The sequence below is a fragment of the Fontimonas sp. FW305-C-3 genome (assembly GCF_058783185.1).
Map to the genome: position 1 here is coordinate 225944 of NZ_JBYSYK010000005.1, position 14503 is coordinate 240446.

Annotated in this window: 12 protein-coding genes; 6 read left to right on the top strand and 6 right to left on the bottom strand. The window is 67.8% G+C overall.

All coding sequences use genetic code 11. The features are described 5' to 3' along the window. Positions 1–62: 62 nt before the first annotated feature. Entirely contained in the window at positions 63–932 is an 870-nt protein-coding gene (locus AC3WUF_RS19695; RefSeq protein WP_492428837.1) for a CatB-related O-acetyltransferase, read from the top strand. A gap of 16 nt (positions 933–948) precedes the next feature. Next, positions 949–1143 carry a hypothetical protein gene (locus AC3WUF_RS19700; protein ID WP_492428839.1) on the top strand — a complete coding sequence of 65 codons (195 nt, stop codon included), beginning with the start codon at positions 949–951 and terminating at the stop codon, positions 1141–1143. 142 nt (positions 1144–1285) lie between these two features. On the opposite strand, the gene AC3WUF_RS19705 is transcribed toward AC3WUF_RS19700, so the two are convergent. After that, positions 1286–2107 carry a methyltransferase domain-containing protein gene (locus tag AC3WUF_RS19705; protein ID WP_492428841.1) on the bottom strand — a complete coding sequence of 274 codons (822 nt, stop codon included), beginning with the start codon at positions 2105–2107 and terminating at the stop codon, positions 1286–1288. Between the two features lie 49 nt (positions 2108–2156). After that, positions 2157–2981 (bottom strand): SAM-dependent methyltransferase, encoded by an 825-nt coding sequence (locus tag AC3WUF_RS19710; RefSeq protein ID WP_492428843.1) that lies wholly within the window; start codon positions 2979–2981, stop codon positions 2157–2159. 53 nt (positions 2982–3034) lie between these two features. Between AC3WUF_RS19710 and AC3WUF_RS19715 the strand changes: the two genes are divergently transcribed. Together AC3WUF_RS19715 and AC3WUF_RS19720 are read left to right on the top strand one after the other, a co-directional pair. After that, positions 3035–3868, top strand: a complete 834-nt coding sequence (locus AC3WUF_RS19715; protein ID WP_492428845.1) for an alpha/beta fold hydrolase — start codon at positions 3035–3037, stop codon at positions 3866–3868. 6 nt (positions 3869–3874) lie between these two features. After that, positions 3875–6139 (top strand): CaiB/BaiF CoA transferase family protein, encoded by a 2265-nt coding sequence (locus tag AC3WUF_RS19720; RefSeq protein ID WP_492428847.1) that lies wholly within the window; start codon positions 3875–3877, stop codon positions 6137–6139. 15 nt (positions 6140–6154) lie between these two features. Here AC3WUF_RS19720 and AC3WUF_RS19725 read toward each other — a convergent pair whose 3' ends face one another. From AC3WUF_RS19725 to AC3WUF_RS19735, 3 genes are read right to left on the bottom strand one after another with little or no spacing between them, the layout of a single operon-like run. Beyond that, positions 6155–7066: a hypothetical protein gene (locus tag AC3WUF_RS19725; protein ID WP_492428849.1), complete on the bottom strand. Its 912-nt coding sequence runs from the start codon at positions 7064–7066 to the stop codon at positions 6155–6157. Further along, positions 7063–8520, bottom strand: a complete 1458-nt coding sequence (locus AC3WUF_RS19730) for a hypothetical protein (protein WP_492428851.1) — start codon at positions 8518–8520, stop codon at positions 7063–7065. Before AC3WUF_RS19730 ends, AC3WUF_RS19725 begins: the two co-directional genes overlap by 4 nt. After that, positions 8517–10856 (bottom strand): HlyD family secretion protein, encoded by a 2340-nt coding sequence (locus AC3WUF_RS19735; protein ID WP_492428853.1) that lies wholly within the window; start codon positions 10854–10856, stop codon positions 8517–8519. Before AC3WUF_RS19735 ends, AC3WUF_RS19730 begins: the two co-directional genes overlap by 4 nt. 346 nt (positions 10857–11202) lie before the next feature. Between AC3WUF_RS19735 and AC3WUF_RS19740 the strand changes: the two genes are divergently transcribed. Further along, the gene (locus tag AC3WUF_RS19740) at positions 11203–12120 is read left to right on the top strand and encodes a CE1 family esterase (protein WP_492428855.1); all 918 of its coding nucleotides are present in this window, start codon (positions 11203–11205) and stop codon (positions 12118–12120) included. Positions 12121–12234: 114 nt separating this feature from the next. Further along, the gene (locus tag AC3WUF_RS19745; RefSeq protein WP_492428857.1) at positions 12235–12990 is read left to right on the top strand and encodes an SDR family oxidoreductase; all 756 of its coding nucleotides are present in this window, start codon (positions 12235–12237) and stop codon (positions 12988–12990) included. A 23-nt stretch (positions 12991–13013) separates the two neighbouring features. On the opposite strand, the gene AC3WUF_RS19750 is transcribed toward AC3WUF_RS19745, so the two are convergent. Next, on the bottom strand, positions 13014–14444 hold the full coding sequence (locus AC3WUF_RS19750; RefSeq protein WP_492428859.1) for a TolC family outer membrane protein: 1431 nt from the start codon (positions 14442–14444) through the stop codon (positions 13014–13016). Positions 14445–14503: the final 59 nt, after the last annotated feature.

Here is a 14503-nt window from a genome sequence, read left to right on the forward strand (position 1 = left end):
TGATGCTTGCTGCATATTTGCAGCATGGAGCCTCAGTGTCCCCCCGCATGAGCCCGCCAGACATGAAACCTCAGACGAACCGGTTGACCGGCCTCACGGCCAAGCAGTTGCTGGACCACGGTCTCAAGATCTACGAAGGCAAAGGAATTGCCGGCACGCTGATTTACGAGAATCCGGCCTTCATTCTCGACCCGCGGCGCATCAAGAACTGCAAGGTCGGCGCCTTCACCTATTTCAACGGCCACAGCACCTCGAGCATGTACGCAACCGAGGTGGGCCGCTATGGCCAGATCGGCGAATCCTGCGTGATCGGTCCGCCGGAACATCCGATGGACTGGTTCAGCACGCACATGTTCACGTTCACCCAGCGCGAATATCTGCCGCGCTTCTATGAACTGCCGGAAGCCGCGCGCCTGGCGCCGGATGGCCCGACACCGACAGCGTTCACGCTGCCGCAGAAGACCGTCATCGGCCACGACGCCTATGTCGGTGCCGGCGCCTTCGTGAAGCGCGGCGTCACGATCGGCATCGGCGCGGTCGTCGCCGCGCGTTCGGTGGTGACCAAGGACGTACCGCCGTACGCGATCGTTGCCGGCACGCCGGCCAAGCTCATGCGCATGCGGCTGCCGGAAGACCAGATCGAACGCCTGCTGGCGCTCGAGTGGTGGCGCTACGATCTCGCCCCGCACAAGGGGGAGCTGGACTTCGCCGATGTCGAAGCCACGCTGGACTATCTGGAAGAACAGCGCGCAATGGGTAAACTGCGGGTCCTGAAACCCGATACCTACTGCGTCCGCCGCAACTGCGAGGGCTTTGACCTCGAAAAGCTGCCGGAGTCGCTGTACTACCCCAGAGACAACGATGTCCCCCAGCGACCCCTACCAGCAGAAACTGATCGCACTCCTCGAAGACTTCACGCAAGACTGGGATAACGATTTCGAAGGCCCGATGGGCAGCGACACCAAGCTGCTCGCCGACCTGGGCTTCGAATCGATCGACATCATCCAGCTCGTCGTCGCGATCCAGGAAGAAGTTGTCCGCCGCAAGCTGTCCTTCGATGCGCTGCTGATGAAGGATGGGCGGTATGTCGACGATCTGTCGATTGGGCAGATTGCGAAGTACATCGCGGCGCACACGGCGTAGCGGCGGTCTCTCGATACACCGCCTTCGGCGGCACTCGAGACGAACGGGCTTTTGGCTGCCCCCTTCGGGCTACAACAAAATGCCGTTCGTCTCGAGTGCCGTGCGCAAGGCGCACGGTGTATCGAGAGACTAGCGCCAACCCTTACTCGGCCTTGCGAGCCACCACCAGCACGTAGTCCTCGCCCGCGTCGATCACCGCCTGCAGCTTGTCGGCGTGCTGCATGATCTTGTCGCCACCCACCGTCGTCGGCCGCTGCGCGTACTCGCGGCAGGCGGGCACGAAGCGCGCAAGCGCCAGCGGCAGGATCGACTCGATGCGGATCTCGGCAAAGCCCGACTCGCGCAGATAGCCGGTGTAGACGTCGGCGTCGTAGGCGTTCTTCTCGTTGTACATGTCGATGTCGGCCGCCAGCTCGTTCTCGGCGGCGACATAGCGCGCGATGTCAGTGCCGCGCTTCGGGATCAGGTCGGTCAGCACCAGTGTGCCGCCCGGCCGCAGCACGCGCCCGGCCTCGCGCAGGAAGTCGCGGCGGGTGTCGAAGTGGAACGCGCATTCGACCGCGATCAGCTTGTCGAAGCTGGCGTCGGCAAAATCGAGATTCGTCGCATCGCCGAGGCGCAGGTCGATCGTCTTCGACAGACCGCACTGCTCCACGTACTCACGGCCATGCTCGATGCGGGTCGGCGTGATGTCGATGCCGACGATGGACTTCGGCCCGAAGCAGCTTGCGTAGCGCACCGCGCAGGCGCCATAGCCGCAGCCGACCTCCAGCACCTCGTCCTGCGGGCCGAGGCCCGCCGCGCCGGCGACCAGGCCGGCCATCGCCTCGGCGGCGTCCGCCATCGACAGGCCGGGCCGCGTCCAGTAACCGTAGTTGGCATACGGCCGGTCGAAGGCATCCCTGCGCTGCGTGTGGCGGCGCGTGTAGTATTTGACGATGCCTTCCGTATGCTCCGACGTCATTGCTGCTGACTCCTCAAATACCAAGAATGATTGGATGCAGACGGCCGCTTCAGCGCGCCTTGCGCGCAACGACCAGCACGTAATCCTCGCCGAGCGCGACCATCTCGCGCAGGCGCGCGGCCGAGCGGCGCCAGGCCGCGCCGGTGTCGTCGCTGCGCGCCTCGCCCATTGCATCGAGCGTCGCGGCGAACTGCAGGCGCGTCCATTCGACGATCGACTCCACGCGCACCGCCTCGAAGCCGACTTCGCGCAGGATCGCGGCGTAGGCATCGGCGTCGTAGGCGTTGTCCATGTTGTCGAGGCAGACGCCGCTGTTGAGCGTCTTCTCGCCGCGCATGTAGCTGGCGGGGTCGACGCCGCGGCGCGGAATCATGTCGGTCAGCGCCAGCGTGCCGCCGGGCTTGAGCACGCGCGCGGCTTCGCGCAGGAAATCCTTGCGCGTATCGAAATGGAACGCGCATTCGACCGAGACGACCTTGTCGAAGGTCGCATCGGCAAAGCTCATCGCGGTCGCGCTGTCGATGCGCAGGTCGATGATGTCGGACAGGCCGTGGCCGGCGACGTACTTCTTGCCTTCCTCGATGCGCACCGGCGTGATGTCGATGCCGACGATCGACGCCGGCCGGCAGCGCTTGGCGTAGATCACCGCGCCCGCGCCGTAACCGGCGCCGACGTCGAGCACCGTATCGCCCGGACGCAGGCCCGCCGCCGTCGCGACGACTTCGGTCAGCGCCTCGGCCGCCTGCTCCAGCGTCATGCCGGGCCGCGTCCAGTAACCGTAGTTGGCAAACGGCTGGTCGCCGAACAGGCCGTCGCGGCCCGTGTGGCGCCGCGTGTAGTGGGTGACGACATCCTGACTGTGCGCGGACAACATTCCTGCTCTCTCCAAAATTCTTTCGGCCCTGACCACCCGTGGGCATCGCTCGCATGAGCGCCGCACCCAAACTCGCCGCGCAACAACTCGGCGAAGGCCCGGACCTGGTGCTGATCCACGGCTTGGCCACCAACCGCGCGTTCTGGTACGCGACGGCCGTCGCGCTGCAGGACCGCTACCGGGTGACCCTGTTCGATCTGCGCGGCCACGGCTACAGCGAGCGCCCGGCGAGCGGTTACCGCCCCGCAGATTTTGCCGAGGATACACTGCGCCTGATGGACGCGCTGTCGGTGAAAACCGCAGCGGTCATCGGACACAGCTACGGCGGGGCGGCGGCGCTGGAACTGGCCGGCATGGCCCCCGGCCGCGTCAGTCACCTGGGCCTGATCGACACCCGCGTTTCGCGCATCCAGCCGCTGCTGCGCCTGCACGACACACCGGTCATCAGCGCCGCCGAGAGGGAGGTCGCCGCGACCCACGACGCCGACTGGGAAAATCTGCCGCAGGTCGGCTATCTGTTCCTCGAAGCGGCGGCGCGCATGCGCCTGGCCGGCAAGCTGCCGAGCGCCCGCGACGACTTCACGCCGTTCGGCGAAGGCCGCGGCGCCGCGCGCGCGGCCAAGGCCTGGCTGGAGCTGCTCGACCATACCAGCGCCCGCGCCGAACTCGACGAGCCGGGCATCAGCGAAGCCGCCATCGCCGCGCTGCGCATGCCGGTGCTGCTGATGTACGGCGCGCTGTCGCGCTGCGTGCATTCGGGCCGGCGCCTGCACGAACTGCTGCCGCAGGCGCACTACGTCGAACTCGCCGACGCCGGGCACTTCTTCCCGCTGAGCCAGCCGCAGCGCGTGCAAGACGAGATCCGCGCGCTGCTGGCTTTACACTGAAAGCCTATGTCGAGCCTCAACAATCTGCGGGTGCTGGAACTGAGCGGCCACGTCGCCGGCGCTTATTGCGGCAAGCTGATGGCCGGTTTCGGCGCCGAGGTCCAGCGCCTGCCCGGCGGCCACGACGCGGCGCTCGACGACGCGGCGCGCAGCTGGTTTCACAGCGGCAAGCGCGAACTCCCCGCCGGCACGAACGCGACCGCGCTGGAACCGCTGCTCTCGCGCGCCGATGTGATCATCGATGCCTGGGGTGTCGGCATCCTCGACGCCGCCGGCTTCGATGCCGAACGGCTGTATGCGTTGAATCCGCAGGCGGTGATCTGCCGCATCACGCCCCACGGCCTCAGCGGCCCGAAGCGCGATTGGCAGGCCGACGACATCACGCTGTACGCCGCCGCCGGACTGATGCAGTCGACCGGCGACGGCGCGCGCGAACCGCTGCACGCCGGACCCCGCATCGCCGAACTGACGGCCGGCATGAACGCCTACTGCGCCTGCCTGATGGCGCTGTTGCGCCGCGCCCGCGACGGCGGCGGCGACGTCATCGACCTGGCGATCGTCGAGGCGGCGATGGAGAACTACGAGGTCGCGCTGATGGAACACCTCGCGACCGGCAAGGTCGCGCGGCGCAACGGCGACCAGCACGCGATGGTGCCCTGGCGCACCTACGCCTGCGCGGATGGCGAGGCGGCGATCGTCGGCGGCCCGATCCGCCACTGGCTGAAGGCGGCGACGATGTTCGGCGCGCCGGAACTGTTGTCGCCCAAGCTCGAAGCGATGGGCGGCCGCATCGCCCACCGCGCCCAGACCGAGGCGCTCATGAAGCCCTGGCTGGCGACACAGACGCGCCAGGACCTGTTCGCCGCCGGCCAGCGCGCCGGCCTGGCCTGGGCGCCGCTGCAGTCGATGCTCGAAGCGCTCGCCGATCCGCAGCACGCGGCGCGCGGCTATTTCGTCGAGGCCCCCGGCGGTGGGCGTATGCCGGGCGCACCGTTCCGGCTGCAGCGCGGCGGCTGGCAGGACGCGGCTGCCGGCGAAGTCCATAGCGACCCAAAACGCGATCTGTCTGCTGCACAAGCTGAGGCACCCGCCCCTTTCACCGGCCTGCGCGTCCTCGACTTCACGCACGACTGGGCGGGACCGCATGCCGCGCGCTTCTTCGCCGACTACGGTGCCGAGGTCATCAAGATCGAGTATCCGCAGCGCCTCGACGGCATGCGCGGCGGCTACGTCGAGAAGATCAACGATCACCCGCGCTTCTGGCAGCTGCACCGCGGCAAGCAGTCGCTGACGCTGGACCTCAAGCGCGACGCCGATCGCGCCGTGCTCGACGAACTCGTGCGCGGCACCGACCTCGTCATCGAGAACTCGCGCCCCGGCGTCATGCAGCGCAAGGGCTATGGCTATGAGCGCCTCCAGGCATTGAATCCGCGGCTCGTGCTGCTGTCGATGTCGGCCTTCGGTGCAACCGGCCCCTACGCCGCCTACTGCGGCTACGGCGGCACGCTCGAAGCGGTCAGCGGCCTGCAATCGCTGACCGCGTATGACGCGCGCAGCCCCTGGTTCCGCGTGCGCGAGATGGACGTCATGAACGGCATCATGGGCCTCTGCGCCGCGATGACGGCGCTGTGGCAGCGCGAGCGCGATGGCCTGGGTCAGTGGATCGACCTGTCCGAGAACGAAACCACCGGCTGGTTTGTCGGCGAGCACTTTCTCGACGGCTCGCGTCGCGGCGTGCAGCCCGCGCCGCGCGGCAACCGTCATGCGGTCCATGCGCCGCAGGGCTGCTATGCCGCGGCCGGCGAAGACCGCTGGTTGACGCTGTGCGTGCGCAGCGATGAACAGTGGCAGGCCTTCGCGCGCCTGATCGGCGGCGCTGCGCTGGCCGGCAATCCGCGCTACGCCAGCGCCGCACTCCGCCGCGGTGCGCACGATGAACTCGATGCGCGTATCGGCGAGTGGCTGCGAGCGCGCGACGCCTTTGCCGCGGAACGTGAACTGCAGGAAGCCGGCATTGCCGCTGCCGTCGTCATGACCAGCGCCGACCTGGCAGCCGATGCGCAGCTGGCGGCGCGCCAATGGTTTCTCGAAGCCGGCGGCGATCGTTTTCCGGGCCTGCCGTTCCGCTTTGCGCGAGGCGGCGGTGGCGTGCAGGGCCGTGGACCCAGGCTGGGCACGGACAACGCCGCGTGGTTCGCCGCCGCCGGTCGCGGCGACGACATGCCGACGCTGAGTCCCGATACGATCGGCACCGCCTACGCGCTGTCCTGAGGAACCGCGCGCCGTTCAGTAGCCGTAGCGCTGGGCGTGCGCGACCACGCTGACATCGAAACCGATCGCATCGGGCCGCCACGGCAACGGCAGGTTCAGCGCGACCTGCCTGGCGCGTTCGCGCTCCGCCCGCGGCGGCGGCGCCAGCATCTCCGCTTCCAGTCCGTAAGGCGCGGCGCGCGGACCGTAGTCGCCAAAGACCCAGTCATCTGCCTTGCACATGGCCTCGACGATGTCCGGTGCTGCAGACACACCGATCCATTCGCACAGCGTCGCCAAGGCGCCGGCACGGCTCTGGACAGACTCCAGCGCTTCGAGGCGCAGGCGCCGCATCAGCTCGGGGGACGACCCGAAGGACGCCTCGATGTTGGCGTTGCAGCGCAGCCAGGGAATCTGTGGATCGGCCATCGGCGGATCCCAGCTGTGATCCTTGAAGTCCGGCGGCACGAACAGCCGCTGGCGCAGCGAATGCGACATCAGGCAGCCCTGCGTCCAAGGGTGCCGCACCAGCTGGATCGCCCGCGCACCGGCGACATGCCGCCGCAGGCGCCACAGGTCGATCGGCCGCAGCGGCGACTCGCTGTCGGGGATCACCAGCCGCCGCGGCGCGATCAGTGCGGCCAGTTCAGCCAGCAGCTCGCCGACCGTGCCGCCGCGACGCTGCGCGAGCCAGTCGCGCGCGGCGTCGATTTCGGCATCGCGCTGCGCACCGAACTGCAGCTGGGCGACCGCGCGCAGCAGACCGTCGGCATGCGTGCCCTGGCTGATGCGGTAGATGTCGAGCAGATCGTCGACACGATCGGCCATGAACAGACACAGCTCCGGCAACGCATACAGCGCCGGATGCCGCGCGAGGTGTTGCGCCAGACGCGCGGCGCCGCAATACGGCGCGGCGAGGATGAAGACCGGTGCGGGAGGCGTACTCACGCGGCGAACTGGCCGAGCCAGACCTCGCAGCCGCCGCGCGGATTGTCGACGTAGCACCACTCGCCATCGCGCTTGACCGCAACGTTCGGTGCGTAGGGGTTCGCGGTGCCGACGAACAGGCCGTGCGGCGTCGACGCCAGCGTGCGGAAGCCCCAGTTGAACTTGTTGCCAAAGCCCGAGCGCGTCACCGGCTCCCAGTGGATGCCGTCATGGGTGCGCCAGAGTTCGGCGCCGCCGTAATGCGAAACCAGATTCTCCGCGCCCCAACGCTGCACCAGCGTCAGCAGGTCTTCGGGCCAGAAACCGATCGGCAGATAAGGCAGCGTGTTGGTCCAGTTCAAGGTGCCGGCGTAGAGCCAGCCTTCGTGCACGCACATGCGCCAGACATAGCCGTTGAACAGGCTGTCGAAGCCGGGGCCGTAACCCGACAGCGGATACTTCAGGCCCTGATCGGTCATGCGGGCTTCGCCGACCAGCAGATCCCAGGAGCCGTCCGGCCAAACGCGCGTGACCTCGGCCGCCGCGGGACCGACGCGCGCGCCGCGGTGATAACCGCCGTTGATGATGCCGAAGGCGACGTACAGCGCGCCCTTGAACTCGCAGATCGTCGCCGCGGCTTCGTTGAGACGGCCGCGGCCGGCGCCGTTGACGATGACCGGCTCCCAGCGATACGGCAGGCTGTCGCCGCGCGTCTTCCACAGCTCGCCGCCGGTGTTCGGATTGATGGTGCCGCCGTAGAGATGGCCGTCGTAGGTCGCCATCTCGAACACGGTGACGTTGTCCGGATTGCCGAAGCCCTCTTCGCTGACCGGCACCCATTGATCGGTGCGCAGATCGGAATTGGCGTAGATCACCGCTTCCGAACTGATGTCCTGCAGAAAACCCTTCGCAGAACCCGACGCGGTCGGACTGATGTGCAGGCGCTGCTGGAACGGCTGCAGCGTGCGGAAGGCGCGCACCGTCGGCGCGAACGGCGGGCGCGTGACCGGCGCGAAGTGGCGGCCGTCGGCGGTGCGCAGCAGGTCCGGCGAATGCGCGGTGTGCGGCGACCAGGTCGTGACATAGAGACAGGGCTCGGCGTCGCCGGCGTCCTTGTACACCGTCATGCCGCGCAGGCCGATGTAGCTCGGCACTTCGCGGCCGTTGGTACCGGCGACGGTCGGTGCCTGATACACCAGCTCCCAGGTATCGGTCTGCGGCGTATACGCCCAGATCTGCGCGCGACGGTCGATGTCGTAGAGATCGTCCGGCGCGAGGATCGGCCAGGGGAACAGGCGCGGCGTCGGGATCGCCTGGCGCTGCGCGGCCAGCGAAGCCCGCGACGTGCCGACGTACAGACGGTCGCGGAACCAGGCCATGCTGTGCGCATAGTGGTTCCAGCCATCGCCGAAGCCGTTGTCGCAGGTCAGGCGGAAATCGCCTTCGCCGAGCCCCCCCGGAACTGCGTCGATCATGGAATCCAGGACCACAGCTCGACGAGCAGGAAGCGCGAGATCGCGCGCGTGAAGACAACCAGAACAATGCTCCAGCCGGCATCGACCTTGGCATTGCCGGTCATGCCGGTCTTCAGCAGGTTGTCCGGATCCTGCAGCACGACCTGCACGCGCACGACCTGGCCGTAGGCGCCTTCCTCGGCCTCCGGCGCCACCGAGCGCACGTGGCCCTCAAAGCTGGACGCCGGATAAGCCCAGGGCTTCAGCGAGGCTTCGGCATCCAGCGCGATGTCGGCGATCGAGGATTCCGGCACGCGGATGTCGGCCAGCAGTTCTCCGGTGTCGACGACGGTGGCGATCTGGTCGCCGCGCGCCAGATAGCGCCCCAAGGCGAACTGCAGCTCCGACGAGACGACGCGGCCGTCGATCGGTGCGGTGACCCGGGTGTATGCCAGCTCCTGCTTCGAGTATTCCAGCTGCGCCTTGGCGCGCTGCACATCGGCTTCCAGTGCGCGCAGGCGTTCGTCGCGCGCCGGGCTGCCGACCAGATCGAGCTGACGCTGCGCCTCGGCGAGCTGCTGGCGCGCCACCTCGGCCGCACCGAGCACGCGCTCGTGTTCCTGCGGCGTCACCGACTTGCCGCGGTAGGCGGTCGTGACGCGGCGCGCCGTGCGCTCGGCGAGCTCCGAGGCGGCCTTCGCCGTCGCGACGCGGCTGCGCGCGACTTCGATCTCTTCGCTGCTGGCACCGTTCTTGACCAATGCCAGGTCGGCGCTGAGCTTGGCGAAGTCGGCTTCCGCCGCGGCGACCTGAGCGCGCTGCGCGGAGTCGTCGAGGCGCGCGATCGCCTGACCGGCCTTGACGGTATCGCCTTCGTGCACCAGCACTTCGCGCACGTCCGCGGCGATCAGTGCGCGCACTTCGGCGCGATCGTGCGGCAGTACCTTGAACTCGCCGCTGGCCGAGTACGGATAAGGCATCACGCAGATCGCGGCGACGACGCCGGCGATGATCTTCTGCTTGCGCGTCGGCTTCCAGGGGCGCTTGATGTGACCCATCGAGCTGCGATCCGCCACTACGCGCGTGTACTGCTTGACCATGTAAACCCCCATGACGCTCAAAATCCCAAGAAAACCGATGCCGTGGAACCGCTCGCTCAGCCATCCACCGACAAGCCACAGCAACAACACCGCCAACAGAACCATGAAGCCAACCATCGCGACGCCGTACAGCAGCAGCACGCGATAAGGGATGCGCCGCAGCGCGATCGACCAGGCGCGATGGCGCAGGCCGAGGAGCGCGCCGATCGAACGTTCGCGGATGTCCGGCACATCGACCGCGGTACTCAGCAGAAAGTATCCGTCGTACTTGAGCAGCGGGTTGAGCCGCAGCAGCAGCGAGATGCCGGTGACGATCGTCAGGCCGACGCAGAAGCGCGCGATCGACAGCTGGGTGTCGACGAACAGGAACCAGATCAGGATCGACAAGGCCATCGGCGCCGCCGTGCCGACCAGGCCGCTGCCGACGATCCGCATGCGGCCGATACGCTCGGCGGCCTCGGCGGCGCCCGAGGTATCGACGAACAGGCGCGGGATACCGAACACGCCGCGCACCAGGCCAATGCGCGGCATTGCCGGCGTGTAGCGCTCGATGGCCGCCGCGCGGGCCGACATCGAGCAGAGATTGACCAGGAAGGCGCTGATGATGCCGGTGGCGATGGCGCGATAGCTGCCGAACAGACCGACCGACATGGCCTGCCAGTCCAGATGGTGCGCAACCAGCAGCGCGATGGCTCCGGCAAACAGGCTGACGAACGCGGCGAGCGCCCACACCGAGCTGATCGGCCAGATCAGCAGGCGTCCGAGCATCAGGAACGGATTGGGCGACAGGGGGATGTCGAACTGGTTCGGCTGGCCGCGCCGGCCGGTGATCAGGCCGGTGAGGCTGCCGGTCATGCCGGGACTGACGCGCGAACCGGGAATGGACGATGGCGCCAGCGCCAGGGCGGGCCGCGCGAGGGGATTGGGCAAACCGCCCAGCCAGCCGAGCGTGACCTGCTCCTCGTCGCTGAGCGCCGGCGGCGGCAGCGTCTCGTGCGTGCCGCGGAACATCAGGTGACGCTGCGACAACTGGGCGACAAAACCTTCCAGCGCCGAGGGCGTGATCGACTGGCCGGCGGCAATGGCGGCGGCATGAACCTGCGGCGCCTTGCGGCTGCCGTCGTGCAACTGGGCCAGCGCATAGTCGCCCTCGCTGAGAATGACTGGCTCCGCGGTGCCGTCGGCCCACACGGCAACGCCGCCGTCGCCGGGCTCGGCGCGCGCGCAGACAAACTTGCGGAATCGGGATCGCGACATCGTCAACGGCGAGGTAGGACTCTCGGCATCGCAGCCGCGGCATTGCCGGTCGTCCACATCGCCAGCCGCATCAGATTTGCCCGTATTTTCATGTGCTCGCTTGGCCGCATCGCCACTCCCCTGCAGTCCGCGAGTACGACCCGGGGGCTGCAGCTTGACAGACAGTACACACAGCAACTATCGAACTTTGACCTCAGAACCCGTCAGCCATGACGCACAAGGTGTCGGGCCGCCCCGGGTGGGCTTTCGTCGTCCCTGAAACACAGGCCGGCCATTTCATGGCATGTTCATCCCCGGTTGCTCAGAATAACCGATCCGGATTGTCTTCCTACGTAAAAAGGCCTGTATGAATCTCCTCTCCGCACGCAGCACCCTCGGCGCATTCCTGCTTGCGCTCGGTTACGGGACACTGGTCGCCTGCTCCCTCCCCGCTCCGGCGCAGGCCCAGCAGCCGGGCAAGGCCGTCGAGTACGAAATGCGCAGCGGCGCGCAGGAGCGCAGCTATCTGCTGTATGTGCCGAAGAGCTATCAGGCCGGCAAGCCGATGCCGCTGCTCGTCGCCCTGCATGGCGGCTGGGGCACCGGCGAGAACATGGAAGAGGTCTCGGGCTTCGACCGCGTCGCCGACGCGCGCAGCGTCATCGTGGCTTACCCCGACGGCATCAGCCGGGCCTGGAATGCCGGCACCTGCTGCGCGAAGCCGATGGAGAACAACGTCAACGACGTCGCCTTCATGGCCAATCTGGTGGCCGACATCAAGACCAAGGTCGCCGTCGACGACAAGCGCGTCTACGGTGCGGGCTTCTCCAATGGCGCGATGATGGTGCACCGCGTCGCCTGCGAGCAGCCGGAAATCTTCACGGCAATCGCGAGCGTTGCCGGCGGCATCATGACGCCGTCCTGCAAGCCGGCACGCGGCACGCCCACGCTGCTGATCCAGGGCCGCGACGATCCGCGCATTCCCTGGGACGGCGGTTCGGTCGAAGACAGTTTCCGCCCGGCGGTGAAGACCGTCGTCGGCCTGCTCGCCGCGCGCAACGGCTGCAGCACGGAAGGCACGGTCAGCCTGCAGAGCGGCGCCGCCACCTGCACCACGCTCAAGGGCTGCGCCGCCGGCAACGACGTGCAGTGGTGCGGTCTGGCCGGCGTCGGCCACCAGTGGCCGGGCGGCAAGACGCTGCTGCCGAGACTGCTTGGCAAGAACACGACCGACTACAACGCGGCGACCCAGATCGTCGACTTCTTCCTGCGCCATTCGAGATAGCCCCGGGCGGAAGGTCCAGCACGCCGCTGTCGGGGGTACCCCCACATGCGGCCGGCGCTCCGGCGGTGTTTAATGTAGGCCCCTTCCTACGTTGCACCGATCCGGAGCGCAGTTTTGAACCCCAGCGACAGCCCAGTTGCACTGATCACCGGTGGCGGCGGCGGCATCGGTCGCGCCGCGGCTGTCGCCTTCGCGCGGGCCGGCTATCGCATCGCCATCGCCGACATCAATAGCGACGCCGCGCAGGACGTTCAAGCACAGCTGCAGCAGGATGGGTTCGACGCGCTGACCCTGATCGTCGATGTCGGCGACAGCGCTGCCGTGCAAGGCATGCTGGCGCAGGTCCGCAACCGCTACGGCCGGCTCGATGCCGCCTTCAACAACGCCGGCGCGAGCAGCTTGCGCACCCCGCTCGCGGACGTCGACGACGCCGACTGGGAGCGCGTCATGCGCACCAATGTCAGCGGCACTTTCCTGTGCATGAAGCACCAGATCCGCTGGATGCTGGAACAGGGCGGCGGCCGCATCGTCAACAACTGTTCGGTCTTCGGCATGGGCGGCGGCATCAGCGCAACCTATACCGCGAGCAAGCACGCCATCGCCGGTCTGACGCGATCGGCGGCGATCAGCTACGCGAAACAGAACATCCGCATCAACGCCGTCTGCCCCGGCCTGATCGACGCCGGCATGGGCGCACGCTTCCGCGAACGCGCGGTGGAAGACGTCGGTGCCGTGCTCGCATTGCATCCCGCAGGCCGCATCGGCACTGCCGAAGAAGTGGCCGACGCTGCCGTGTGGCTATGCTCGGAACAGGCCCGCTACATCCACGGCCATCTGCTGCCGGTGGATGGCGGGTACAGCGCGCGCTAGCCGGGTGCCGTACCAGTGTGGCTTCAGGGCGCGCTGGGTGAGGATTCCGGCGGCGTCGGCAGCGGATCGACAAGGATGCGATTGATCTGCGCCAGGTCGGCAACCAGCAGGTTGCCGGCGAGCAGCTTGAGCCGCAGCGAGCTGAGCAGGACCTGGTAGCGCGCGAGCGCGTAGTCGCGCTCCGCGGCGAAGCGGCGTTCCACCGATTCGAGAACATCCGTGCTCGGCAGCGTGCCGGCATCGTAGCCCGAGCGTGTCGCCGCTTCGTAGGCAATCGTCGCATCGAGACCGCGCTTGAGGGCGTTGACGCGCGTCAGTCCGGCGGTGGCGTTGCGGTAGGCAATGCGCGTGTCGCGGATGATGTCCGAGACGCCGTCGTCGAGCAGCGCCGCGGCGCGCTCGCTCATCGCTTCGGCCTGGCGTCGCGTGGCACTGATCTGGCCGCCGGCATACAGCGGCATGTTGAGCACGACACCGATCTGCTGCTGCACTTCGTCGCGCTCGCCGGTCGCGCCGCCGCCGGCGTCAAGATCGTAGGCCAGACCGACCAGATCGATCTTCGGCCAGGCCAGGCGATCGACCTTGTGCTGCTGGAGGCCGGCAACGCTGACGCCCAGGCGCTGTGCGAGCACCCCGGGATTGTCGGTCTCGGCGCGCTTGATCCAGACGTTCTCGTCCGCCGGCTCGGGCGCGAGCAGCGTGATGTTCAGCGGCAGGCGCTTGACCGCGAGATAGCTGCGGCCGGTGATTGCCTCGAGACGCGCCGCGGCGTTGGCCACCGCGTTGCGTGCGTCGACCTCGCGCGCGAGCGCGAGCTCGTAGAGCGCGGTGGTGCCCTTGAGATCGGCGTCGGTCACCAGACCGGAATCGACGCGGATGCGCACCTGATCCAGCTGGCCGCTGAGCGCCTGGGTTTCGGCCGTCGAGAACGCAACGGCGTCGCTGGCCGCGAGCACGCCGAAGTAAGCCTCGGCGACCTGGATCAGCAGCGCATCCTGCTGGGCCTGCAGAACATGCTCGGCCTGCGAGATCTTCAGCTTGGCTTCCTTGCGTTCAGCGATCAGCTCGGGACGGTACAGCGCCTGCGTCAGCTGAGCCCCATAGAACACGCGGTCGAACTCGTCGCGGTTGTCGTAGTCGACAATCCCGTAATAGGTGCCCTCGATCGATTCGTTGATCCAGTCGTACTGTGCACGCAGGCCCAGCTGCGGCAGCAGCTTGCCGGTCGCCTGCGGGAGCAGTTCCAGCGCGGCCCGGTACTGGGCGCGCGCGGCGCGATACGCGGCATTGGCTTGCAGCGCATCGTTGCAGACGGTCAGCAGGTCGCCGACAGCGGTCACGGCGGGGCCAGCCGGGGCGGCCGGAGCCTCGGCAACAGACTGCGCATTGGCTGTGCCGGCGGCGATCAGCAGGCTGGCGGCAAGACTCCAGGCTTTGTTGCGGCGAGTCGACATCATGGACCTCGAATTCACAGGCTGACCGGCTGGCCGGCACTCAGGGCCGGCGAGAGCAG